The organism is Faecalibacter macacae, from assembly GCF_003687725.1.
Lineage (GTDB): Bacteria > Bacteroidota > Bacteroidia > Flavobacteriales > Weeksellaceae > Empedobacter > Empedobacter macacae.
Genome location: NZ_RDOJ01000017.1, coordinates 42,118 through 66,844, shown reverse-complemented (window position 1 = coordinate 66,844; position 24,727 = coordinate 42,118). Strand labels below are relative to the sequence as shown.

At 31.5% G+C, this 24,727-nt stretch carries 28 protein-coding genes and 1 pseudogene; 14 read left to right on the top strand and 15 right to left on the bottom strand.

The genetic code is table 11. The annotated features are described in order from the left end of the window. Positions 1-680 precede the first annotated feature (680 nt). Both EAH69_RS11430 and EAH69_RS11425 read left to right on the top strand, forming a co-directional pair. The gene (locus EAH69_RS11430) at positions 681-1,241 is read left to right on the top strand and encodes an RNA polymerase sigma factor (protein WP_121935340.1); all 561 of its coding nucleotides are present in this window, start codon (positions 681-683) and stop codon (positions 1,239-1,241) included. A 33-nt stretch (positions 1,242-1,274) separates the two neighbouring features. After that, complete coding sequence (locus tag EAH69_RS11425) at positions 1,275-1,742, top strand: hypothetical protein (RefSeq protein ID WP_121935339.1); 468 nt, start codon at positions 1,275-1,277, stop codon at positions 1,740-1,742. On the opposite strand, the gene EAH69_RS11420 is transcribed toward EAH69_RS11425, so the two are convergent. The 6 genes from EAH69_RS11420 to EAH69_RS11395 form a co-directional block, all read right to left on the bottom strand. Further along, the gene (locus EAH69_RS11420; protein WP_121935341.1) at positions 1,739-2,035 is read right to left on the bottom strand and encodes an ATP-dependent Clp protease adaptor ClpS; all 297 of its coding nucleotides are present in this window, start codon (positions 2,033-2,035) and stop codon (positions 1,739-1,741) included. The two genes, EAH69_RS11425 and EAH69_RS11420, sit on opposite strands and share 4 nt — an antisense overlap. 4 nt (positions 2,036-2,039) lie before the next feature. Beyond that, the gene (prmA, locus tag EAH69_RS11415) at positions 2,040-2,867 is read right to left on the bottom strand and encodes a 50S ribosomal protein L11 methyltransferase (RefSeq protein ID WP_121935338.1); all 828 of its coding nucleotides are present in this window, start codon (positions 2,865-2,867) and stop codon (positions 2,040-2,042) included. Positions 2,868-3,283: 416 nt separating this feature from the next. Beyond that, positions 3,284-4,039, bottom strand: a complete 756-nt coding sequence (gene tpiA, locus EAH69_RS11410; RefSeq protein ID WP_121935337.1) for a triose-phosphate isomerase — start codon at positions 4,037-4,039, stop codon at positions 3,284-3,286. Positions 4,040-4,070: 31 nt separating this feature from the next. Continuing rightward, positions 4,071-5,153, bottom strand: coding sequence for an ABC transporter permease (locus EAH69_RS11405; RefSeq protein WP_121935336.1), 1,083 nt, complete (start codon positions 5,151-5,153; stop codon positions 4,071-4,073). A 3-nt stretch (positions 5,154-5,156) separates the two neighbouring features. Then, entirely contained in the window at positions 5,157-6,275 is a 1,119-nt protein-coding gene (locus tag EAH69_RS11400) for a BT_3928 family protein (RefSeq protein WP_121935335.1), read from the bottom strand. Positions 6,276-6,278: 3 nt separating this feature from the next. Continuing rightward, a complete protein-coding gene (locus EAH69_RS11395) occupies positions 6,279-6,821 on the bottom strand; it encodes a DUF1599 domain-containing protein (protein WP_121935334.1) in 543 nt (180 codons plus the stop codon). A 59-nt stretch (positions 6,822-6,880) separates the two neighbouring features. Here EAH69_RS11395 and folP point away from each other — a divergent pair, with 59 nt between their 5' ends. Continuing rightward, positions 6,881-7,711, top strand: a complete 831-nt coding sequence (gene folP / locus EAH69_RS11390; RefSeq protein WP_121935333.1) for a dihydropteroate synthase — start codon at positions 6,881-6,883, stop codon at positions 7,709-7,711. Between the two features lie 39 nt (positions 7,712-7,750). Here the strand turns inward: folP and EAH69_RS11385 are convergent, their stop codons facing one another. The 4 genes from EAH69_RS11385 to EAH69_RS11370 form a co-directional block, all read right to left on the bottom strand. After that, positions 7,751-8,176, bottom strand: a complete 426-nt coding sequence (locus EAH69_RS11385; protein ID WP_121935332.1) for a hypothetical protein — start codon at positions 8,174-8,176, stop codon at positions 7,751-7,753. A gap of 40 nt (positions 8,177-8,216) precedes the next feature. Further along, positions 8,217-9,149, bottom strand: a complete 933-nt coding sequence (locus EAH69_RS11380; protein WP_121935331.1) for an MBL fold metallo-hydrolase — start codon at positions 9,147-9,149, stop codon at positions 8,217-8,219. A gap of 54 nt (positions 9,150-9,203) precedes the next feature. After that, the gene (locus tag EAH69_RS11375) at positions 9,204-10,226 is read right to left on the bottom strand and encodes a DUF4407 domain-containing protein (protein WP_121935330.1); all 1,023 of its coding nucleotides are present in this window, start codon (positions 10,224-10,226) and stop codon (positions 9,204-9,206) included. A gap of 103 nt (positions 10,227-10,329) precedes the next feature. Next, positions 10,330-11,397: a branched-chain amino acid aminotransferase gene (locus tag EAH69_RS11370; protein ID WP_121935329.1), complete on the bottom strand. Its 1,068-nt coding sequence runs from the start codon at positions 11,395-11,397 to the stop codon at positions 10,330-10,332. Between the two features lie 81 nt (positions 11,398-11,478). On the opposite strand from EAH69_RS11370, the gene mnmD reads away from it, so the two are divergent. Beyond that, the gene (gene mnmD, locus EAH69_RS11365) at positions 11,479-12,192 is read left to right on the top strand and encodes a tRNA (5-methylaminomethyl-2-thiouridine)(34)-methyltransferase MnmD (protein WP_121935328.1); all 714 of its coding nucleotides are present in this window, start codon (positions 11,479-11,481) and stop codon (positions 12,190-12,192) included. Continuing rightward, on the top strand, positions 12,185-12,616 hold the full coding sequence (locus EAH69_RS11360) for an NUDIX hydrolase (protein ID WP_121935327.1): 432 nt from the start codon (positions 12,185-12,187) through the stop codon (positions 12,614-12,616). The genes mnmD and EAH69_RS11360 overlap by 8 nt, the downstream gene beginning before the upstream one ends. On the opposite strand, the gene EAH69_RS11355 is transcribed toward EAH69_RS11360, so the two are convergent. Genes EAH69_RS11355 through greA form a run of 4 tightly spaced genes read right to left on the bottom strand, consistent with a single transcriptional unit; the run spans position 12,613 to position 14,477 of the window. Next, the gene (locus EAH69_RS11355; RefSeq protein ID WP_121935326.1) at positions 12,613-12,996 is read right to left on the bottom strand and encodes a hypothetical protein; all 384 of its coding nucleotides are present in this window, start codon (positions 12,994-12,996) and stop codon (positions 12,613-12,615) included. The two genes, EAH69_RS11360 and EAH69_RS11355, sit on opposite strands and share 4 nt — an antisense overlap. 5 nt (positions 12,997-13,001) lie before the next feature. Then, complete coding sequence (locus EAH69_RS11350; protein ID WP_121935325.1) at positions 13,002-13,577, bottom strand: DUF2892 domain-containing protein; 576 nt, start codon at positions 13,575-13,577, stop codon at positions 13,002-13,004. A gap of 8 nt (positions 13,578-13,585) precedes the next feature. Beyond that, entirely contained in the window at positions 13,586-13,978 is a 393-nt protein-coding gene (locus tag EAH69_RS11345) for an HIT family protein (RefSeq protein ID WP_121935324.1), read from the bottom strand. A gap of 19 nt (positions 13,979-13,997) precedes the next feature. Further along, complete coding sequence (gene greA, locus EAH69_RS11340) at positions 13,998-14,477, bottom strand: transcription elongation factor GreA (protein ID WP_121935323.1); 480 nt, start codon at positions 14,475-14,477, stop codon at positions 13,998-14,000. Between the two features lie 123 nt (positions 14,478-14,600). Between greA and EAH69_RS11335 the strand changes: the two genes are divergently transcribed. From EAH69_RS11335 to EAH69_RS11300, 8 genes and pseudogenes are all read left to right on the top strand, one after another. Continuing rightward, positions 14,601-15,041, top strand: coding sequence for a hypothetical protein (locus EAH69_RS11335; RefSeq protein ID WP_121935322.1), 441 nt, complete (start codon positions 14,601-14,603; stop codon positions 15,039-15,041). A 267-nt stretch (positions 15,042-15,308) separates the two neighbouring features. Beyond that, positions 15,309-16,601: a phosphopyruvate hydratase gene (gene eno, locus EAH69_RS11330; RefSeq protein ID WP_121935321.1), complete on the top strand. Its 1,293-nt coding sequence runs from the start codon at positions 15,309-15,311 to the stop codon at positions 16,599-16,601. 82 nt (positions 16,602-16,683) lie between these two features. After that, positions 16,684-17,967: a citrate synthase gene (locus tag EAH69_RS11325; RefSeq protein ID WP_121935320.1), complete on the top strand. Its 1,284-nt coding sequence runs from the start codon at positions 16,684-16,686 to the stop codon at positions 17,965-17,967. A 122-nt stretch (positions 17,968-18,089) separates the two neighbouring features. Continuing rightward, the gene (locus tag EAH69_RS11320) at positions 18,090-18,758 is read left to right on the top strand and encodes a sterol desaturase family protein (protein ID WP_121935319.1); all 669 of its coding nucleotides are present in this window, start codon (positions 18,090-18,092) and stop codon (positions 18,756-18,758) included. 86 nt (positions 18,759-18,844) lie between these two features. Beyond that, the gene (locus EAH69_RS11315; RefSeq protein ID WP_121935318.1) at positions 18,845-19,753 is read left to right on the top strand and encodes a M28 family peptidase; all 909 of its coding nucleotides are present in this window, start codon (positions 18,845-18,847) and stop codon (positions 19,751-19,753) included. A gap of 5 nt (positions 19,754-19,758) precedes the next feature. Beyond that, the gene (locus EAH69_RS11310; RefSeq protein WP_121935317.1) at positions 19,759-19,944 is read left to right on the top strand and encodes a hypothetical protein; all 186 of its coding nucleotides are present in this window, start codon (positions 19,759-19,761) and stop codon (positions 19,942-19,944) included. A gap of 66 nt (positions 19,945-20,010) precedes the next feature. Beyond that, a complete protein-coding gene (locus EAH69_RS11305; protein ID WP_121935316.1) occupies positions 20,011-20,526 on the top strand; it encodes a DUF421 domain-containing protein in 516 nt (171 codons plus the stop codon). Between the two features lie 16 nt (positions 20,527-20,542). Further along, positions 20,543-21,094: pseudogene (locus EAH69_RS11300) on the top strand (DUF1572 family protein). A gap of 55 nt (positions 21,095-21,149) precedes the next feature. Here EAH69_RS11300 and gcvP read toward each other — a convergent pair. Beyond that, a complete protein-coding gene (gene gcvP, locus EAH69_RS11295; RefSeq protein WP_121935315.1) occupies positions 21,150-24,011 on the bottom strand; it encodes an aminomethyl-transferring glycine dehydrogenase in 2,862 nt (953 codons plus the stop codon). Positions 24,012-24,364: 353 nt separating this feature from the next. Between gcvP and hisE the strand changes: the two genes are divergently transcribed. After that, complete coding sequence (hisE, locus tag EAH69_RS11290) at positions 24,365-24,703, top strand: phosphoribosyl-ATP diphosphatase (protein WP_121935314.1); 339 nt, start codon at positions 24,365-24,367, stop codon at positions 24,701-24,703. The last annotated feature ends 24 nt before the right edge of the window (positions 24,704-24,727 follow it).

Here is a 24,727-nt window from a genome sequence, read left to right as displayed (position 1 = left end):
AGGTCGCCGCCAGTCTTTAAGAAGAATCCTCAATCATTTATTTGATTGGGGATTTTTTGTTTTTGGATGGTACGTATTACGTTGTAAGTTATACGTTTTATGTGAAAAGTAGTAAAAGTGCCATGTGAAGCTGAAATAAATTCAGCTTGACAATGATTTATCGTCTAACTTCTCTATAAATTTAAAATCAATCATTTTAAACACTCGAAATGACGAAGAGGTTAAGATTTTTAATAAGGATATATAAGGAAGATTGAGTTGTTTGTTTTAAAAATATTCGAATCTAATACAGTAGTTTATAAAATAAATAGACTTCTCGACAAGCTCGAAGTGACAAGGCTTGTTATTTTTGCATAACGCATAATATAAAACGCATAACGCATAACGCGAATTGCGTTAGGGATAGCAGTGGAAATCCTTTGCTCTAAGATTCCTCAATTCTTCGGAATGACAATATGATGCCAATAGATGATAATTTTGCTTGATAAATTTATGTAAAAGCAAAGATTGGAACGGATAGCCCAACCGAGCGATGGAAAATAATCGATTTAGTGAAATTTTCTTTGCTTACTTTAGTATCTACTAAAGATTTTAACTATATAAGCGAGGGAACGCCCTAAAATATTCTGTCATAAAATTTGTTAAAATTTGGTTTATCAATTGACGTTTAACTATGTTTGATGTTTAAAATATTTTGGTTGGATAAAGATCAAGAAATTATTGATTTAATAGTAAGTCAACAGATTGATAAAGGGTTTAAGTTACTTGTAGGAAGCTATCATCAGAAGGTGTATTGGCAAGTTCGACGCATGGTATTGATTCATGAAGATGCTGATGATGTGACTCAAAATATTTTTATTAAGATTTTTCAGCATTTGAAGGATTTTAGAAGTGAAGCAAAATTATCGTCATGGATTTATAGAATTGCATATAATGAATCTATAAATTTTATTCAGAAGCGAGCAAAGGAAATACATCAATCGGCTGAAGATTATACATTAGGTGTAGTAGATCAGTTAGAAGATGATCAGTATTACTCGGGAGAAGAAATTGATTTAAAATTACAAAAAGCAATTGCTCAATTACCAGAAAAGCAGCGTGTGATTTTTATGTTGAAATATTATGATGAAATGAAATATGAAGAAATTTCTTCTATTTTAGATACTTCTGTTGGTGGACTGAAAGCGAGTTATCATCATGCTGTTAAAAAAATAGAGCAATTTATTAAAGAGTCTGATTAAACCTTTGTATATTACTATTGTCTAATAGATAGAATGAAAAAAACTGAATTAAATAATAAGAAAGAATTTAAAGTGCCAACAGATTACTTTGCAAGTTTAGAAGAGTCAATTTTAAACGAAACAAAGCGATTTGAGGATATTTCTGCTTTTGATGTACCGACGGATTATTTTTCGGAATTAGAAGCGAATATTTTAAATTCAGCAGGTAAACAAAAACAAGGAAAAGTACGACAATTATGGATTGCTGTATCTTCTGTTGCTGCTTGTTTAATTTTATTTGTTGTTGGTTATACGCAGTTTAATTCTACAGAAGATAAAACAACTTTAGTTGTTGATACAAATGTTTCGCCTAAAGTGGATCAAAAGTTAGAAAATGATGTTTATGAATCTTTATATAAATCTTATTTTGTAGAAGAGGAAATAAAAAAATCGTCTAACGATATTTCATTAGACGATTTAGATGAATTTTATTCAGATCAACAGTTGTCAAGCAACTATTAAACAATTTCTGCGCTAATACCTCTGTTCAGTAATTCTGTACATCGAGGTTTTAAATCTTCATAAGCACCTGTTAAAACATCGCATTTTCCTTTGTAATGAATAAGGATTGTACATTGTTCTGCTTGTTCAGGTGTATGATCACAAACATCCATTAACGATTCAATCACCCAATCAAAAGTGTTTACATCGTCATTGTATACAATGATTTGATGTTTTTTAGATTCTTGTTCTAAAACTTCAACATCTGAATCGTATTCAGTTTCCCATTGAGGTTTAGTTGAAAATTTAATCATAATCTTATTTTTTAAAGTGTAAAGCAATCCACTCGTTACGTTGTTTAACAGATACAAAAGTTAAACCATGTTCGATACAGAATGCGTGAATATCGTTGTAATCTTGCTCCATTAATCCACTTAAGAATAAATCTCCACCTTCGTTTAACACTTCGATATAAGAAGGAATTTGAGACATTAAAATATTCTTGTTGATGTTTGCTAAAATGATATCAAAAGTTTTAGTTCCTAATAAAGAATTATCACCCATTTTTGCATCTAAGCTAACTCCATTACGTTTTCCGTTTTCGATAGAATTTTCAACCGCCCATTCGTCGATGTCGATACATTCAGCATAGTTAGCGTTTTTCTTCATTCCTAAAATAGCAAGAATAGAAGTTCCACATCCCATATCTAAGATATCTTTTCCGTCGAATTCAGTTTCTAGAATGTATTCAACCATTAAGTGCGTAGTTGAATGGTGACCAGTACCGAAAGACATTTTTGGTTGAATTATGATTTCGTAAGGAATATTCTCAATTGTTTCGTGGAATTCTGCACGAATTAAACATTGATCGTTAACTAAAATCGGAGTAAAGTTTTCTTCCCAAGTTGCATTCCAGTTTTGTTGTTCGATTTCTGTACGACTGTAAGAAAACTCGATGTAATCTAACGTCTCTAAAACTTCTTTAATTTCAGCTTCATTTTCGTCAGTTGCTGGAATATAAGCATCAAAACCATTTTCGTTTTCTAAAAAACTCTCGAAAGGTAAATCCGAGATGTTAGCGATAATGATTTCGTTCCATGGTTCAGTTTCTGTAACTTGAAATTTATATTCGATATAGTTTGTCATACAATTTTATTAAAAAAAGCTTGTTATAAAAGCCAAGTGCAAATTTACGACTTGGAATTTAAAACAAGCTTAAAATATGTTTAAAATATCTTAATCCTAGATTATTAATGGATGAAGTTATTTTTTTTAAAAGATTAGTATTCATTTTTTCCTTGATGAAAAAACGAATCAAAAAAATCAAGACTTTAAATCTATTTGACTAAAATTAAATCTCATTTCGGAAATGAATTAAATGATTCGCATTCGCTCACTAATTCATTTTAATCCTTCATGCTATTTAATTTATAAACGTCATAGATTTATATGTCGTTTTAATTCTTCATGTTATCCTGAAATAAATTCGGATGATGAATAAGTGATTTTGAGTCTGTCGAAGAATTATTAAAACCGAACACTAAAATCAATAAATTTTACTATTAAAAAGCAGAAATAATTTTAGAAAAATCTTCAACTTTTAAAGAAGCGCCACCAACTAATCCACCATCAATATCAGCTTGTGCGAATAACTCTTCAGCATTTGCAGCATTAACACTTCCACCGTAAAGAATTGAAGTTCCTTCAGCAACATCAGCTCCGTAAGCGTCGTTTAAAACAGAACGAATAAATGCATGAATTTCTTGAGCTTGCTCAGGAGAAGCTGTTACACCTGTTCCAATAGCCCAAACTGGTTCATAAGCAATAACTAATTTTGATAAGTTTTCAGTTTTCTGAGGATTTAAAGCATTTAAAATTTGAGATTTTACAACCTCAAAATGTTTATCAGCTTCGCGTTCCTCTAATTTTTCACCAACACATAAAATTGGCGTAATATCTTTATTAAAAAGTTGTTCTAATTTCTGAGCAATAACTGCATCAGTTTCTTGTTGATATTCTCTTCTTTCAGAATGTCCAACAATTGCGCAATTAATTCCGATACTATCTAATTGTTCAGCCGATATATCACCTGTAAAAGCACCTTTTTCAGTGTTAGAAACGTCTTGTGAAGCAACTTGTACAAATTCTTCGTCAACAGTTTCTTGAATTGCTTGTAAATAAATAGAAGTAGGAGCAATGATCACTTTTGCATTTGGCTTGTTTTCCGAAGCCCATGTGTTGATGTCATTCGCTAATTGTAATGCTTGTTCAAATGTCAAGTTCATTTTCCAGTTTCCAGCTACAATTTTATCTCTCATATATTTATGTTTTTTATTTGTTTATAATTAGTTATTTTATTCTAACTCTTGGATCTAATACACCGTAAAGAATATCGATAATAATATTAATGATGATAAACATTACTGCGATAACTAATACAGCTCCCATAACAATAGGTAGATCTAAAGTGTTTAAAGCATTTACGATTTCTTTCCCTAATCCGTTCCATCCGAAAACAAATTCAACAAAAACGGCACCTGCAAGCATGGATGCAAACCAACCAGAAATTGCAGTTACTACAGGATTTAACGCATTACGTAAAGCATGTTTTAAGATTACAGTTTTCTTTGATAAACCTTTTGCATAAGCGGTACGGATGTAATCTTGACTTAAAACTTCTAATAAAGAATTTCGAGTCAACTGCGTAAAAACAGCCAATGGACGAGAACCTAAGGTAATTGCAGGAAGTATTAAATTTTTTAACGTTAAATGTTTTCCTTCGCCTAAATCATCTACTTCGTACAAACTTCCAATCATGTTCAATGAAGTAAATTCGTGCAATAAGAATGCAAAAATATAAGCAATAATAATAGCTGAAAAGAATGATGGAATACTCATACCAAAACTTGTAATAACTAACAATGTTCGGTCAATCCAACTGTCTTTTACTAAAGCTGAAACTATTCCTAAAGCAACTCCAATTACAGTAGCAATAATAATAGCAGAAACAGCTAAAACTATTGTATTAGGTAAAGTTTCGCCAATAATCGTTGCGACAGATTTTCCTTGTTTTTGGAACGAATTTCTAAGAAAAGGTTTTTTAACAACTAAAGTTTGATCGCCTAAATCTGCAATTTTTGAATAATCATATTTTCCAGAAGATAAAGAAGTATATGTTTCTTCTTTCGGATGATTATCATGAATAGAAATAGGTGATAAATCGTTTAAATAATACAAATATTGTTTCCAAACGGGTTGATCTAAACCTAGATTTTTTCTAATTTGAGCCAATTGTTCAGGATCTTCTTTTTGATCCAACATCATACGTGCCGGATCTCCTGGAAGTACAGTAAATAAAAGAAAAACTACGGTTACCACTCCGAAAAGTGTCAGAAAACCGTAGAATAATTTATTGATGATATAACTTATCATCTGTTATAATTTTTGATCTAATTGTTGAACAGTAGGAAAGTCGTTGTCGTGGAATTTTGCTTTAACAATTCCATTTGAAATTAAAACAATTCCAGGATTAGAACGAATGATCGTTTTCATGGTTGTTTGATCCATAAAGCATAATTCTGATTCTAAATTTTGAATAGGATTATTAGAAACTGTTACAAATTCGTAGCCTTTAGATTTTGCTTCTTTCGCTAAGCTGTTGATTTTATTAGTTTGTTCAGTTGTGATTTTTTCAGCAAAAGGAACAACAATTAATACAACTTTTGGATGTTGTAAATAGTATGAAGTTTTATCTTCTCCATTGCAATCAAAATAGAAATCATGAATTGGCGCTTCGTAACCTTTCTGATCGATTTCGTTACGTGTTTTATCAACTAACATTTCCCAAACGGATGTATCTTGATATAATTTTTGACTGATATATTTTTTATCATCAACTATAATTTCAGATCCATCTAACTTATTTTTTAACGTAAATAATGTTTTATACGTTGTCGGTTTTAAACCTAATTCTTCAGCAGATTTCATCCCATGTACCAGATCTTTTCCAACAGCATAAGCTCTGAAATCGATTACAGGTAAATGATTAATTCCAATATAAGCTAAAATTAAAGATCCAATTGTTCCTAATGTTACAAGACCTATATTAAGAGGCTTGATAAATAGTGGTTGAATGAATTTTTGACCAATTAGTAAAATTAAGATTAAAACTAATAATACAACATCTTTGTAAAATGATGTCCATGGTTCTAATTTTAAGGCATCACCAAAACATCCACAATCCGTTACTTTATTGAAGTATGCTGAATAGAAGGTTAGGAACGTAAAAAATATTATTGTTAATAAAAGGGAATAAATTGTAAATTTTTTCCAAACACCTAACAACAATAAAATTCCTAAAAAGATTTCGAATACGGCAAAAAATGTTGCCAATGGTAAACTCAAATCCATTAAAAATGGAATGTTAAGCACACCTGGCGAAAAATATTCTTCTAGTTTAAAGCTTAATCCGATTGGATCTACAACTTTTACAAAACCAGAAATGATAAATAATACACCAACAATGATGCGAGACAAATGAACCAAATACCTCATAGATTATTTTTGTTCGTTAATTAATATTAATGCGAAAATTGAATAGTTGATCATATCTAAATAATTAGCATCTAAACCTTCAGATACGATTGTTTCTCCTTTATTATCTTCGATACTTTTTGTGCGTAATACTTTTTGATAAATCAAATCTGTAATAGAACTTACACGCATATCGCGCCAAGCCTCACCGTAATCATGATTCTTTTTCATCATAAGGTCGTGCGCCATCGTAGCATATTTATCATAAAATTCAGACGCTTGTTCTGGTGATAAATCAGGTTGATCTGCATAACCCAATTCCAATTGAACCAAAGCCATAATCGCATAATTAATAATTCCGATAAACTCGCTTTCTTCACCTTCATCTACCATTCGTTCAGTAGATTCTTGCAAAGTTCTAATGCGACTCGCTTTAATAAAGATTTGATCTGTTAAAGACGGTAAACGCAATACACGCCAAGCTGCTCCGTAATCTTGTAATTTTTTAGTATATAAATCCCTACATTGGGCAATTATTTCATTGAATTGTTTTGACGTATTTTTCATAATTTCGTAATAGAATTCAAAAATAAATAGAATTCGTTAAAGAATACAACTTCTAAGATATGACAATTAATTGTAATGGTCGATTAATCGATTTATCAGAACCTAAAATTATGGGAATTCTGAATACAACTCCAAATTCTTTTTATGATGGAGGCAGCAATCATTCGATGGATTTAATTTTTCAAAAAGTTGAAAAACATTTGAATGGTGGTGCTGATATTCTGGATATTGGTGGATATTCAACAAAACCAGGTGCAGAAGTGGTTTCTGAACAAGAAGAAATTGATCGTACTGCGCCAGTGATCGAAAAAATTATTGAAAAATATCCTGAATTAATTATTTCTGTTGATACGTTCCGTGGTAATGTAGCGAAAGAAGCGGTTAAAGTTGGAGCCTCAATTATTAATGATGTTTCGGGATTTGAATTGGACGAAAATATGTTATCAACTGTTGGTGATTTAAAAGTTCCGTATATTTTAATGCACATGAAAGGAACGCCACAAACGATGCAAGATAACCCGACGTATGATGATGTTACTTTAGAGGTTAATCAATATTTTTCAGAGAAAATAGCCGCTTTACGTGCATTGGGTGTGAATGATATAATTCTAGATCCTGGTTTTGGTTTTGCAAAAACGTTAGAACATAATTATGAATTATTTAATAATTTGGAGGTTTTAGGTTTTGGTGATTATCCATTATTGGTCGGAATTTCGAGAAAATCGATGATTTATAAAATGTTTGGTTCAACTCCGCAAGACGCATTAAATGGCACAACTGCGTTGAACATGGTTGCTTTACAAAAAGGTGCAACAATTTTACGTGTACATGATGTTAAAGAAGCGAAAGAAACGTTACAAATATATAATGCTTTGAAAGGAAAGTATTAAAAAAAGAAAACCTCGAAGTTCACTTCGAGGTTTTTATTTTTAGTCAATAATTTCACTGTTCGGAAATTCAACTTTAAATGTATCAATGATGATTTGTTCTTTTGCGATAACTTGCCAATGCGAATCTTTTACTAATTCTAAAACAACTTCGTTTTCGTATAAATTTTCATCTTCAATATTTACATAAAGATTTTTTTCGTTACGATCTCCGATGATTAAAGCTTCAGTAACTGTTTCCATTTTATGACTTAAATTAACTAAAGCATCATGGTCAACGATAATTCCATCTTGTTGATCGATTACCTCTTGTAATTCGAAAACAGAATATTCGTCTGTTTCACTCTCACCATCAATCCAAAGAAGTTTCCAAGAATATCCTTCAATTGATTGAATTGGCTGAACAATTTGTTCTAAATCAATTAAAAGATCCTCTTTACTTTCTCCGTATATCTCAATTTTGTACATAATCTATTTTCTTGTCGCAAAATTACGAAAAGCTTTTATTTTAAAGTTCTATTTGTTTCAAATTTGAGGCAAAAGATAGTGGAATCCAATCATATTTATTATCACGTTTACCAATATATCCAATTCCTGGCCAAGGTAAATGCATCGCTACAAGCAATTGTCGTTTTTGATACGCTTCTTCTAATACTTTCTTTCGAGTGGTTACAGCGGTCTCGAAATCTCGGTCATATTTAATTCCATATTCAGGATATCGAATCAAGATAGGCGAATGAACAACATCAGCAATATGTTTTAAAATTTTGCCGTTTTGCGTAATTTCAAAAGCTAAATGTCCTGGTGTATGTCCAATAGTTTCTTCAACTTTAATGCAATCAAATAAAATATCACTTTGTTTAATGAAAGTTAATTTGGTTTGAATTTTATTCAGAATGTTTTTTGTTGATTCGTTGTTTTCCTTCATCCAAAAATCAAATTCTTTCTGACCGATGTAATAATTTGCATTTTTAAAAGCAAAATTTCCATCAGGTAAAAGAATTCCCCCAATATGATCGCCATGCGCATGGGTTAAAATGATATCAGTTATTAAATTTGCCGGAATATTAGAAGCTTGCATTTGTTCTAATAATTTTCCTACATTTTCGTTTTTTCCTAAACCATTTCCAGTGTCAAATAGGATGTATTTTTCATCTTTTTTTATCAATAAAATATTCAATGAAAATGCCATCGGCTGATCCAAATAACATTCTTTGCGTGCATTTAGATAATCTTTTTCCGTTTTATTAGGAGCAATTAAAGGAAAAGGTTCTTTTAAAACATTTGCACCATCAGAAAATAAAAACAATTCTAATTCGCCAAATTTAAAGTTAAGTGCAGTTGACTGAATTGCTTTGGCTGTAAATTCAGATGTGGCACTTAATAAAGGAAGTGCAATGGAAGAAAGTCCAATGGTTTTTAGTAATTCTCGTCTATTCATAAAAAAACGTTCAAGTTGTTTAAAGATAAACAATTTGAACGTTGATTTGATCAATTATATTTGACTAATTTCTTTTTGTATGCGTCGATCTGATTTTATATCCATGATTTCGATGCTTTCTTTTGCAAAGATTTTAAAACTATGTTCGTGTTTTTCTAACAAGAAATCATAAGGTCCTTTTGGTGCAATTAATTTGACTAAAACCGGAGCAGTTTCTAATGAAATAAAAACCAGAGCGATAAAAATAGCAGCTGTACCAAGAATTGGATTATTCGCACTTAATTCGTTCAAGGCCTGCATTCGAGCAGCAAAACCATTGTAGTTTTCTTCTGTTGGTTTTGCATCTGTCAATTCTTTTTCCTTTTGAGCGATTAATTTATCTATTTCTTTATTCAGTTCATCTAAACGAGGTTTCATTTGGTCAGCATATTGTTGCATTTCTGCAAATTTTTGCTCTTTTAATTCAGCCTTACGTTTTGCATTTGGACCGTAACCTTCGCGTCCAGTTGTAGTTTCAGTTTGTGTACCAACAACTTCTTTTTCTAATTCGGCAGAAGCTAAATTGTATTGATTACGGAGTGTATCAATTTGCGCGTAAATTTTCTTTCGTTCTTCATCAACAGGTTTTGCTAAATCAACATATCTGGCATCTATGCTTTTTTGTAATTCTGCTTTGTTTCGGTTGACGATTACGTTTAATTGCTTATTGATTTCTTTTTCGAAAATTTTTAATTCTAAAGGTTTTGAAATGACAATTCCTAATAAAATAGCAACGGCAATACGTGGTAATGCAATAAAAAATTGACGAAACCAATTCCCTTGTTTTTTCATTGAGGTTACGATATATCGGTCTAAATTAAAAATCATTAAACCCCATAATGCTCCAAAACCAACGGCAGCATACATATTATCAAAAATGGTATACAGCGCATATCCAGAAGATAATGCGGCTAAAATACCTGTAAAAAGAATAACACCACCAATCCCTACATGTTTGTTAACATCAGTTGGAGTTTTCTTTAATATTTCTGTGCTGCTACCTGAGCAAATCACTAAAAATTTTTGAATTACATTCATAAGTATAAAGATAGTACTTTGTATAACATAATAATAAAAATTGTGCCAAAAAAAGCTGACATCTAAAATGTCAGCTTATTATATTGTTAAATCTTTTCGAAAATTAAGCTGTTACACTTTCTTCGATTTTGATTCTCCATCCGTAAGGATCTTCAATTAATCCGTACTGAATGTCTTTTAATTTATTCTTTAAAATAGAAGCGAAAGATTCTGTTTCTGATAATAATTCAATTTCAGCTCTTTCTTCTCCAAATCCAACTGCATTATATGCATTAATAACAACAGCTGTACCACATCCGAAGACTTCTTTTAATTGACCTTCTTTGTGAGCGTCGTACATTTCTTGAACAGAAATTGGACGAACTTCTACATCTAAACCTGCATCTTTAGCTAATGTTAAGATAGAATCACGAGTTACACCATTTAAGATTCTTTCTGAAGTAGGAGCAGTTAATAATTTGTCACCGATACGTACCATTACGTTCATTGTACCAGCTTCTTCAATGTATTTGTGCTCGATAGAATCTGTCCAAATCACTTGGTCATAACCTTCTTTTTGTGCTTGCGTAGCAGGGTAAAAAGATGCAGCGTAATTTCCTGCACACTTAGCGAAACCAACACCACCTTGAGCCGAACGGCTAAAGTAATCAGCAATTTTTACTGATAAAGGTTTATCGTAGTAGTTAGGAGCATAAGCTAATAAAACTACGAACATGTATTCGTTAGAAGCTCTTGCAGAAACAGCTTCTTCTGTAGCGAACATTGTAGGACGAATGTATAATGAAGTTCCGTAATTTTTTGGAACCCATTGACGATCTAAATCTACGATTGTTTTGATACCATCCATGAAGATTTCTTCTGGAATAGTTGGCATATTTAAACGCTCTGCAGATAAATTAAAACGTTCAAAGTTTTTTTCTGGACGGAAAATAAAAACTTCATCATTTTCATTTTTGTAAGCTTTCATTCCCTCGAAAATTGCTTGTCCGTAGTGGAACGCCATTGCAGCAGGAGTAAATTCTAAAGGCCCGTAAGGCATAATTTTAGGTTCGCTCCATTGTCCATCTTTATATGTTGCCACAAGCATGTGGTCAGTAAAGTTTTTACCAAAAACTTTAGACTCAAATACTGAATCGTTAAATCTTGATTCAGCAATTTTCTCTATAATCATTGAAGTGTAAATTTGTTTGTTGCGATACCAAATATACGTTTATTTTGCTCCAAAACATAATAAAATTCATAACTTGACCCGATGAAACGAATAATCGTAGAGACAGAGGACGGTTCTAAAACCATTCATATTGAGGACTTGAACGAAACCTATCACTCTATTCATGGGGCTGTGCAGGAAGCTTTCCATGTTTTTATTAATAACGGATTAAATTTCTTTTTTGAACTAAAAAAACCTATAAAAATTCTAGAAATTGGCTTAGGTACAGGATTAAATTCTTTTATTACGTTGTTAGAATCGGAAAAAAAACAGTTAAATATTACATATATTGGTGTAGAAAAATATCCAGTTTCTGCAGAAGAATTTGAAGTCATAAATTATTTTGATGATGTTTTTAAATTTTATCCTGAGTTTGAATCTAGAAGAGAAGAATTTTATACTTATTATCAAAAAATGTTTAATGCTGAATGGGAAAATGAAATAAAAATTTCTTCAAATTTTACATTAAAAAAAGTTGAGAAAGATTTTTTTGATTTAAAAGATAGCTCGGATTCTGATTTTGATTTGGTTTATTTTGATGCGTTTGGATCGCAAGTTCAGCCTGATTTATGGGAAGAAGAATTGTTAACAATAGTAGCAAATTTAACCAAAGAAATTAGCATTATTACAACTTATGCAGCGAAAGGAACTTTTAAGCGTGGAATGAAAGCGAATGGTTTTACTGTTAAAAAACGACCTGGTCCTCCAGGAAAAAGAGAAATGATGGTCGCATTTAAAAATTTTACTTATGAGTAAACCTTTCAATGTACGTGTTTATGCATTGTTGGAGCATAAAGGCAAAGTTTTAATTATACATGAGCCTTTTCAAAATCAATTAATCTATAAGTTTCCAGGTGGAGGATTAGAATTTGGTGAAGGAACAAGAGATTGTTTGATTAGAGAATTTAAAGAAGAATTAAATCTTGAAGTTGAAATTGGAGAGCATTTTTATACGCAAGATTTTTTTCAGCAGAATGCGTTTAATTCAGCAGAACAAATTCTTTTGATCTACTATAAAGCCAAAACGACTGACGAAGCTTTAAAAGATTTGAAAGTTATAGATGAAGATATCCAAGCTTTAATTTGGCAACCAATTTCAGATTTAAATGCTGATGAGATGACTTTAGCAGCTGATAAAATTGTAGTTGATTTATATAAAAAGAAAAACTTCGAATCTTAAGATTCGAAGTTTAATATCTTTTGGTCTTCAAAGTATTGAATAACCGCATGTTTCATTAATAATGTTTGTTCGTTGGTTTTAAGTGGAGGTAACTCTTCTAATAACTCGAAGTGTGGCCATCCATCTGGATCTAATCCATCAAAACGATAAAAACCAAAAGGCTCTAATACGCGGCAAACTGCAATATGTAACAGGTTTAATTTATCGTCTTTTTTGAATTTGATTTTTCCTTTTCCTAATTCCTGAACACCGATTAAAAACAAAATGGTATCTAAATCTGGAGTCTCACCGTCTGTGAAGTTAGTTTCAAAAAATCCTTCAATTTTTTTCCACTTCTCATGATTAGATGGTTGTTGAAAATTAATTTCGTTTAAATCCATTTCGATTAAAATTTACGTCCTCTGTGACGCATGTTTGGATTCTGTAATTGATTTACATTTACATTAGAAAAACGTTTCATTTGATCATTCATCATTTTGATTTGATCAGCAAACATACCTTTTGTGTCGTTTTTCTTTGCTTCTTTAATGTAAGTTTCAGCATCACGTTTTTTACCTCTTGACATCGCTGCACCCGCTAAAGATAAGTTAGCCATAGCACGGTCGTGATCGAAAGATAAACCGAAGTCTAAAGCATCTCTCATATGTTTTTCAGAACCTGCAAGATCATTATCTTGTGCAGCAACAATTCCTTTCATGTAATTAAAGTATCCCATTTGTTTAGGAATTAATTGCGTTTCTGGATTTGTAATTCTATTTAACCAACTTTTAGTTTTTGGCATGTCTTCTTTGCGTAAGAACCAAAATGCTATCAAGATGTTTTCGTTTCTGAAGTAAAAAATAACTGGAAATACAGCTATTAATAAAGCACAAAATCCCCAACCGTATTCACGATCAGCAAATAAAAATATTGCTAAGGCTACTAATACAGTGGCGATTACTAATTTAATGTATTTATTCATTTTATAAATTATAAAGATGATTTGATTTTTTCTGCGATGACATACATTTGGGTTGAATCCAATTGTAGTTTAGGATTCTTAAAATTAATGTCGTCCATTGAGTTTAGTGGTACCAAATGTACGTGTACATGTGGTACCTCTAACCCAACAACTGCAACACCCACACGAAGACATGGGATTGCTTTTTCTATGGCTTTTGCAATATCGTAAGCGAAATCCATTAAACCAGAATAGGTTTCTTTATCCAAATCAAAGATTTTATCAACTTCTTGCTTAGGAATTACTAATACATGTCCTTCTACTAAAGGAAAAGCATCTAAAATAGCAATATATTGATCGTTTTCAGCGATTTTGTATGATGGAATTTCTCCGTTGATGATTTTTGTAAATATGCTAGCCATAAAATTTATATTTTAAATTTTAGCTCAAAGATATTTCTAAAATTTCGAATTTTAAAGTCATTCCGTTAGGTAAAGTAATATCAGCAATATCATTTACAGATTTTCCTAATAAACCTTTAGCAATTGGTGTATTTACAGAAATACGTGCTTTAGCTAAATCAGCTTCAGTTTCTGGTACTAAAGTATAAACCATTTCTTGGTTATTCGCTAAGTTTTTAATTTTAACAATTGATAAAATAGAAACTTTAGAAGCGTCTAATTTACTCTCGTCAATAATTCTTGAATTTCCAATGTTTTCTTTTAAACGAGCGATACGAACTTCCAATAAACCTTGGGCTTCTTTAGCAGCATCGTATTCTGCATTTTCAGATAAATCTCCTTTATCACGAGCTTCTGCGATTTGTTGTGAAATTTTTGGACGTTCAAATGTTTCTAACTCGTGTAATTCTGCACGAAGTTTATCTAAACCTTCTTTTGTTACATATTGTATATTTGCCATAATAATGTATTAGTTGTAAAATTTTTCGTTATTTCATAAAAAATAAATAATCCTACGCATAACAAAGTATGTGCAGGACTATAGAAGCAAAGATAGTAATTATTTTATTTGAAATTAAAAATTATGAAGTTTATTAAAACGATTCTAAATAAGGTTTTAGTTCTAATGTTTTTATTCGTAGCATTTTCATGTTCTACAGATGATGGAGCAGTAAGTTGTGTGCCTACAACAACAGTAAGTAGGTCTATTAATTTAAACTTACCTTTATATGTAAACCTTAATAATCCTGGAGGTTGGATTTATTTAGAAGGTGTTAATACAGGTACAAGAGGTTTAATTGTTGTAAATACAGGAGTAGGATATAAAGCGTATGACCGTAATGCACCGCATATTTGTCCTACTCAAAAATCTACTATATATGTAATAGATGATATTAAAATGTATTGTGAAGAAGATGGGGCTGAATGGATTTTAACGACAGGTCAACCAACAAAAGTTTCAAATCGTGCACCAAGAACTTATCAAGCAATTCGTAACGGAGATCAATTATTTATCACAAATTAATTTATAAATTTAATCATTTTTTATTCAGTTAAGACTGATGATTATTAATATTATATATAAATGATTTTACTTTTATATAGTTCTTTTTTGTTGTGTATCTATTTTGCTAAATTGTGTATTAAATAGTAAAATTATTATGCATGAATAGAAAATATTGATTATCTTTTCCCTCGGAAAAATTTAAAAGATTCTATTTTCGTTGTATAAAAAGTACATAATCGTTATTTTTGAAAGATTAAAATATTATCAAACAAAACATAACAAACTATGAGCATTATCTCTCACATTTTCGCAAGACAAATTTTAGATTCACGTGGTAATCCTACTGTTGAAGTTGATGTAGTAACTGAAAACGGAATTTTAGGAAGAGCTGCTGTTCCATCTGGAGCGTCTACTGGTGAACACGAAGCGGTTGAATTACGCGATGGTGGTGATTTATATTTAGGAAAAGGAGTATTAAAAGCGGTTGAAAACGTAAACGAAATTATAGCTCCAGAATTAATAGGATATTCAGTTTTTGAACAAAACTTAATTGATCAAATCATGATTGATTTAGACGGAACTGAAAATAAAGCAAAATTAGGTGCTAATGCAATTTTAGGTGTTTCTTTAGCTGTAGCTAAAGCAGCAGCAGAAGAATTAGGTTTACCATTATTCCGTTACGTAGGTGGTGTAAATGCTAATACATTACCAGTTCCTATGATGAATATTGTAAATGGAGGTTCTCACTCAGATGCTCCAATTGCTTTTCAAGAATTTATGATTATGCCAGTGGTGGCAGCATCTTTTTCTGATGCTTTACGTAAAGGAACGGAAGTTTTCCATGCATTAAAGAAAATTTTACACGATCGTGGTTTATCTACAGCTGTTGGTGATGAAGGAGGATTTGCTCCAACATTTGACGGAACTGAGGATGCATTAGACACAGTAATGCAAGCGATTGAAAAAGCGGGTTACAAACCAGGAGAAGAAATTATGATAGCTTTAGATTGTGCTTCATCAGAATTTTATGTAGACGGAAAATACGATTACACAAAGTTTGAAGGTGAAAAAGGAGCAATCCGTACATCTGAAGAACAAGCAGCTTATTTAGCTGAATTATCAGAGAAATATCCAATTATTTCTATCGAGGACGGAATGGACGAAAACGATTGGAATGGATGGAAAATTTTAACTGATAAAATCGGTAACCGAGTACAATTAGTAGGGGACGATTTATTAGTTACAAATGTTAAAAAATTAGAAAAAGCTATTGACGAAGAAACGGCAAACTCAATCTTAGTGAAGTTTAACCAAATCGGAACGTTAACAGAAACAATTCAAGCAGTACAAATGGCACAAAATTCGCGATACACTGCTGTAATGTCTCACCGTTCTGGAGAAACTGAAGATGCGACGATTGCTGATTTAGCAGTAGCGTTAAATACTGGACAAATTAAAACAGGTTCAGCTTCAAGATCAGATCGTATGGCGAAATATAACCAATTATTACGCATCGAAGAAATCTTAGGCGAAACTGCAATATTCCCAGGCTTAAAAGCTTTCAAAATAAAGCGATAGTGTAATTCCAACACTGATATTTATCAGTCCGGAATTAATAAAATATATTGTAAATTACGCGTTAAATAATATAAACTAAAAAATGTCAGACAAGGTAGTATTAAGTTACGATGGAAAGGAGTTGGAGCTTCCAGTTTCAACAGGATCAATGGACGAAAAGTCAATTGATATTTCTAAGTTAAGAGGTGCAACAGGATTAATCACAATGGACCCAGGTTACAAAAACACGGGATCTTGTGAATCTAAAATCACTTTCTTAGATGGTGAAGAAGGAAAGTTATTGTATAGAGGATATCCAATCGAACAAATAGCAGACAAATCTAACTTTGAAGAAGTAATGTATCTTTTATTAAAAGGAGAATTACCAACTCAAACAGAGTTAGAAGGATTTGTAGCTGATATTAGAAAAAATACTGAAGTTGCTGAAGAGTTAGTTCAAATGTTAAATGCATTTCCTGAAGGTTCTCACCCAATGGGAATTATTTCAGCTTTAACATCTGCTTTATCTGCGTTTAACCCAGAGAAAGTAAATGTTGCTACTGAAGAAGAAATGTATGATGCAGCTGTTACATTATTAGGTCAATTCCCAGTAATCGCAGCTTGGTCTCAACGTAAAATTAAAGGTTTACCATTAGTAAAATCAGATAGTTCATTATCATACGTAGAAAACTTCTACCAAATGTTATTCAATGATGGTTCTGAAGGTTACAAAGCTGATCCAGTAATTGTTGATGCATTTGATAAATTATTAATCTTACATGCTGATCACGAGCAAAACTGTTCTGCTTCAACTGTACGTTTAGTAGGTTCTTCTCATGCAGGTATCTTCGCTTCAATCGCTGCAGGTATCTCTGCTTTATGGGGACCATTACATGGTGGTGCTAACCAAGCAGTATTAGAAATGTTAGAAGCTATCCAAAATGATGGTGGAGATGTTGCTAAATTTATTGCAAAAGCAAAAGATAAAGAAGATCCATTCCGTTTAATGGGATTCGGTCACCGTGTTTACAAAAACTTCGATCCACGTGCTCGTATTATCAAAGTTGCTGCTGATAACGTATTAACTACTTTAGGAATCAACGATCCTATTTTAGATATTGCAAAAGGATTAGAGCAAGCTTGTTTAGAAGACGATTACTTCAAAGCTCGTAAATTATACCCTAACGTAGATTTCTACTCAGGAATTATTTACAAAGCATTAGAAATTCCAACTGAAATGTTTACAGTAATGTTTGCTGTAGGTCGTTTACCAGGATGGATTGCTCAATGGATGGAAATGCGTCAAACAAATCAACCAATTGGACGTCCACGTCAGTTATACACTGGTGCTGCAACTCGTGATTACGTTGAAATGTCTGCTAGATAATAAATTCTACATTATATTTTATAAAACTCCAAGATTAGTTTCTTGGAGTTTTTTTTGTGCTTTATAATTTTTTGAATTTTAAACGTAATTGTTTAATTTTAAGAGAACTAAAAACCTTAAAAATGAAATTTGAAAAAATAAATAATAAAGGACAAGCACAACTTTTTGAGAATAAATACTTAGAAATGTTAACCAAAGGACATCCTGCTGTTATTTGGGGAATGTATATTCCGATACTTTCCTATAGTATTTATCATGGATGCAAAACGTTTGAATTTTCTTTTGTACAGGTCGTTATTTTATTTTTTGGAGCAATGACTTTTTGGACATTGTTTGAATATTTTGCTCATCGATATTTATTTCATTGGACAACGCAACATCCAAAATTTCAGAGAATAGTTTATATTTTTCATGGAAATCATCATCATTATCCAAGGGATAAACAACGTTTGTTTATGCCTCCAATTCCTAGTTTAATTTTAGCTTCAATTATATTTTTGGTTCAATATGTAATATTAGGAAAATACACTTTCATTTTTTTTCCTGGTTTTATGATAGGTTATTTATTGTATGCTTCGATGCATTATTTGATTCATGCTGTCGCTCCTCCTTTTAAATTTATGAAACCATTGTGGCGCAATCATCATTTGCATCATTATAAAGATGAAGAGCTTGGTTTTGGAGTTTCGAATACTTTTTGGGATCGTGTCTTCGGAACAATGTTCGATTTAGATAAAGAAAAAGAAGATAAGGAGAAAGTTAAAGATTTGATGTTTGAAAAGAAAAAGTAGTCTAATACTTTTGATTATTCCCTATTAGTAAGATGCAGGGAATGTTTAATTAATTTTAATTATCTTTCAACAAATAAAAAAACACAATGAATAAATTCACATTTCTATTAATAGCAGGAGTTCTAGGTTCATTTGCTAATGCACAATATTCTAAAGAGAAACAAACAGAATATGTAAAAACATTAGCTTCTGATGAGATGGAAGGACGTATGTTTGGAACTGAAGGAGCTAAAAAAGCAGCAGATTATATCGCAACTCATTTTAAAAATAACAACTTAAAACCTTGTGTTGGAGATTCGTTCCTAATTACTTTTGAACATAAAGAACAAACTGGTTATAATGTATGTGGAATTCAGGAAGGTAAATCTGACGAAATTGTAGCTTTCGGAGCTCACTTTGATCATGTTGGTGCTAACGGAAAAGGAGAAGATAAAATCTTTAATGGTGCAGATGATAATGCAAGTGGAACTTCAGCAGTAATGGCAATTTCTGATTATTATAAAAAGAAAAAACCAAAGAAAACGATTATGTACATGGCATTTGATGCTGAAGAAATTGGTTTGATTGGATCAGGGAAATTAGTAGAAAATCCAGATTTCGCAACTTATTTGCCAAAAATGGAAGTGATGTATAATTTAGAAATGTTAGGAACAGTTTCTGAATTTGGATCAGGGAAAGTTTATATGACAGGTAGTGATCGTTCAGATTTAATGAAAATAATGAATGATAATACGTGTAAAACATTTTCTGTAAATGATGATCCTTATTTAGGTCAGAATTTATTTATGCGCTCAGATAATGTTCACTTTTTTAAGAAAGGAGTTGTTTCTCACTCATTATCTTCTGTAAACATGAAAACTGCAAAACATTATCATCAACCAAGCGACGAGTTTAAAGTAATTGATATGGATAATTTATCAACAATTACAGAAGGTGTTGGTCGTGTTTCAAATAAATTAATCAAGAAAGGGATTAAGCCTTCTTACAACAAATAATATAAATGGTTAAAATATTAAACACAGCGAGTATTGCAATTTTAGTAATCTTGTTATTCGGATTCTTATCTGAAAATTTTTTTCCGATTGAAGGATTAGAATTATTTTACGAAAAGAAATTCTACTTAGCAATTATCTATATTGTGATGCGAGTTTTCTCTAATTATTACAAGAAAAAAGAAGTAAAATAAATAGTAAAATCCGTTCAGAAATGAACGGATTTTTTTATATATTCTACTGAAATTAAGTTGTTTATTATGGAAGGTTATTTTGGAATTATACTTCGCTGTGTATCCGTTTATTTATTCATGCTAATAGCATTACGAATTTTTGGTAAAAAAGAATTATCGCAACTTAATACAGCAGATGTTATTTTAATTTTATTAATAAGTAATGCCGTTCAAAACGCAATGGTTGGTCCAAATGTAAGTTTGGAGGGTGGATTATTAGCTGCTTTTATTTTATTCGTTTTGAATTTTGGTATGAAAAAGTTAATGTATAAAAATAAATCTTTCAGAAAATTAATTGAACAAGATCCTGAAATATTAATTCATAAAGGGAAAGCTAATTTTGAAAAATTGGGAATATTAGGAATTTCTTCAGATGAGTTATTTGAAGCAATGAGAGAGCATGGTGTTGAACATATAAAAGATGTAAAACTAGCAATGTTAGAAATTGACGGAAATATATCTATTATTTCTGGTGATGATAATTTAAAACAAACACATTATAAACGAAAACATAACCATAAAAATTTAGAAGGTGCAAATTAATTTACAAAATCAGTAAGTGAATAATATAAAGAATCAATTCTTATATTATAAGTTATTAGGAGAAAATACATTTGAACAATTAAGTGAGAAAGATTTTTTTGGCAATATAATAACGAATCTAATAGTATTGCGATTATTGTAAATCATATCGCTGGAAATATGTTATCGAGATGGACTGATTTTCTAACAAGAGATGGTGAAAAAGAATGGCGAAATAGAGATCAAGAATTCGAGAAAGATTTTTCATTCTAAAGATGAGGTTATCTCTTATTGGGAAAAAGGCTGGAGTTGTTTTTTAGACGCGATGGATCTAATAAAAAGCGATGAAGATTTAGATCAAATAATTTATATAAGAAATCAAGGTCATACGGTTTTAGAAGCTTTGCAACGTCAGTTGGCTCATTATCCTTATCATATTGGTCAAATCATATTTATCGGAAAGATGATTAAAAATGATGAATGGTTATCGTTATCAATTCCCAAAAATCAATCATCTAATTATAATCAAGAAAAATTTAATCAAGAGAAATCTAAAATACATTTTACGGAAGAGTATATTAATAAATAATAAAAAAAGCGTACTGAAATTCAGTACGCTTTTAATTTATATCTAAATCCTAAGATTAGTCTTGATCAATATAATCTTCGATTGGTGCACAAGTACACATTAAGTTACGGTCACCGTAAGCATCATCGATACGAGAAACTGTAGCGAAGAATTTACGCTCACGAACCCACTCTAATGGGAATGCAGCCTTAGAACGAGTATAAGGATATTCCCACTCATCAGCAGTTAATAAATGCTGTGGGTGAGGAGCATTGTGTAAAACGTTGTTGTCAACAGGGAAATCTCCATTTGCAACTTCATCAATTTCTTGACGAATAGCAATTAATGCATCACAAAAACGATCTAATTCAGCTTTAGTTTCAGATTCTGTTGGTTCAACCATTAAAGTTCCTGCAACAGGGAAAGAAACCGTTGGCGCGTGGAATCCGTAATCGATTAAACGTTTTGCGATATCGGTAACTTCAACTCCTACTTTCTTAAATGGACGACAATCTAAGATAAACTCGTGCGCTACTACATTTTGAGCATTCGTGTAAAGAATATCGTAATGACCTTCTAAACGAGTTTTCATATAGTTTGCATTTAAGATCGCACCTTGTGTCGATTTCAATAAACCTTCAGCACCTAACATTAAGATGTAAGTGTAAGAAATTGGTAATATGAAAGCAGATCCGTAAGGAGCAGCAGCAAATGTATTTGTAGTTTCTTTTCCTCCAGTTTCAATTAATGGAGATGATCCTAAGAATGGAGCTAAGTGTGATTTAACACAGATTGGTCCAACACCAGGTCCACCACCACCGTGAGGAATAGCAAATGTTTTGTGTAAGTTTAAGTGACAAACGTCTGCACCAATATTACCAGGAGAAGTTAAACCAACTTGCGCATTCATGTTTGCACCGTCCATGTAAACTTGTCCTCCGTATTCGTGGATCATTGTTGTTACCTCTTCAATATTGCTATCAAAAGCACCGTATGTAGAAGGGTAAGTAATCATTAAAGCAGCTAAGTTATCTTTGTGTAACTCACATTTTGCTTTTAAATCTTCTAAATCTGTTTCTCCAGATTCTAAGTTTTTAACAACTACTACTTTCATTCCAGCCATAGCAGCAGAAGCAGGGTTTGTTCCGTGTGCCGATTGTGGAATTAATGCAACATTACGATGTCCTTCTCCTTTAGATTCAAAGTAAGAGCGGATAACCATTAAACCAGCGTATTCACCTTGTGCACCAGAGTTTGGTTGTAAAGATGTCGCGTCAAAACCTGTAATTTCAGATAAGTAATCTTCTAAGTTTTTGATTAATGTTTGGTAACCTTCTACTTGTTCTTTTGGAGTAAATGGATGTACATTCCCCATTCTTTCCCAAGACATGTGTAACAATTGTGTAGCTGCATTTAACTTCATTGTACAAGAACCTAATGCAATCATCGATTGATTTAAAGCTAAATCTTTACGCTCTAAACGCTTGATGTAACGCATTAATTCAGTTTCTGTATGGAATGAATTAAAGTTTGGATGAGTTAAGAAATCAGTTGTTCTGATTAAGTCAGCTGGTAAAAATGATTCATCAACTTCAAATTCAAAACCTTCTTCTGTATTATTGATTGTAGCAAACACGCTTAAGATTTCGAAGATATCTTCTTCAGAAGTCATTTCATCAACAGTGATAGAAACTTTACCTTTCTCAAATCCGTTTACGTTAATTTCTTCATCAGCAAAAATCTTAACGATTTCGTCAGAATTTTCAACAGCGATTTGTACTGTATCAAAGAAATTTGTATTTACTAAATTGTAACCTAAGTGTTGTAATCCTCCGTGTAAAATTGCAGCTTTTGTGTGGATTTCTTCAGCAATGAATTTTAATCCATCTTTCCCGTGGTAAACCGCGTAGAAAGAAGCCATAACAGCTAATAATACTTGTGCAGTACAAATGTTAGAAGTTGCTTTTTCACGTTTGATGTGTTGCTCACGTGTTTGTAAAGCCATACGTAAAGCGTAGTTTCCTAAGCGATCTTGAGAAACTCCGATAATACGACCTGGAATTACACGTTTGTAATCTTCCGTACAAGACATAAAAGCAGCGTGTGGTCCACCGTATCCCATAGGAACTCCAAAACGTTGAGATGTACCAATAGTAATATCAGCTCCCCATTCACCTGGAGGTGTTAATAAAGTTAAAGCTAATAAATCTGTAGCAACTGCAACTTTAACTCCAACAGCGTTTGCTTTTTCTACAAATGATTTGTAGTTATTAATTTGTCCTCCTTTACCGATGTATTGAACAATAGCTCCGAAGAATTCTTCTGTAATTTCTGTAGTTTCAAAATTACCAATAACAACTTCAATTCCTAATCCGTGTGCTTTAGTTTCTAAAACAGCAACAGATTGTGGGAATAAATTATCAGCAATAAAGAATTTATTTACATTATTTTTCTTTTGATCTCTAGAACGAGATTCAAATAACATGTGCATTGCCTCACCACATGCAGTACCTTCATCTAATAAAGATGCATTTGCAATAGGTAAACCTGTTAAATCAGATATAACAGTTTGGAAGTTTAATAAAGCTTCTAAACGACCTTGAGCAATTTCTGCTTGGTAAGGTGTGTAAGCAGTATACCAACCTGGATTTTCTAAAACATTACGTTGAATTGGAGCTGGTAAAATTGTACCATAGTATCCGTATCCTAAATAATTTTTAACTTTTTGGTTCAATGAAGCTAATTCAGCTAAGTGATTTGTTGCTTCAAATTCTGATAACGCCTCTGGTAATTCTAATTCTTTTTTTAATCTAATATTCTGAGGTAATGTTGCCTCTACTAAAGAATCGATAGAATCTTTCCCGATCACAGCAAGCATCTCTGCTGCTTGCTTAGCATTATTTCCAATATGACGAATGGAAAAGTCGTTTGTGTTCATTGTTTGCGCTTGTTTTATTTGAGCGTAAATTTAAGATTATTTCTATTCATTATAAAATTTGGAAGGATAAATCGTACTTTATATAGCGTAATAATATTTAAAAAATAAAGAAACCACGTGTTATCACTATTGTAGCGTTTAAATTGATTAAATTTTTGATAAAAAATAATAGTTTTTATTTGTTTTAAATATTATTTAACTTGAATAAATTAAGTTTTAGGAAGATTTAAATAGGTTCTAAGTTTTTGATATTGAAGTATAAAAATGAAATTATTTTAAAGAAATCACATTTTGGCAAATAAATTGTTGAATTTACTTCTGATTAATTAATTTTACTCAAGGAAAACAAACCTATGGATTTAAATAATCTACATAATATAGAAACTACAGAAGTCAAGAAGGAAAAAAAGTTTCCTTTTTTGAAGAAGTTAGAGCTGATGATGGAAGAGGCAAAACTTCAGGACGCAAAAAAATCTAAAATGAAGCGTGTGCATAAAAAAGGTACATCTCAGATTGCTAAAAAAATGGGAGAAGAAGCTGTAGAAATGGTTATAGCGTCTTCGCAAGATGATGACCAGGCTTTTTTAGAAGAATCTGCTGACGTATTTTTTTACTACTTAATGGCTTTGCACGATAGAGGATTTGAGTTAAAAGATGTTCTTGAAATTTTAAAAAAAAGACATAAAAAGTAAAATAATTACCAACACTAATAGACT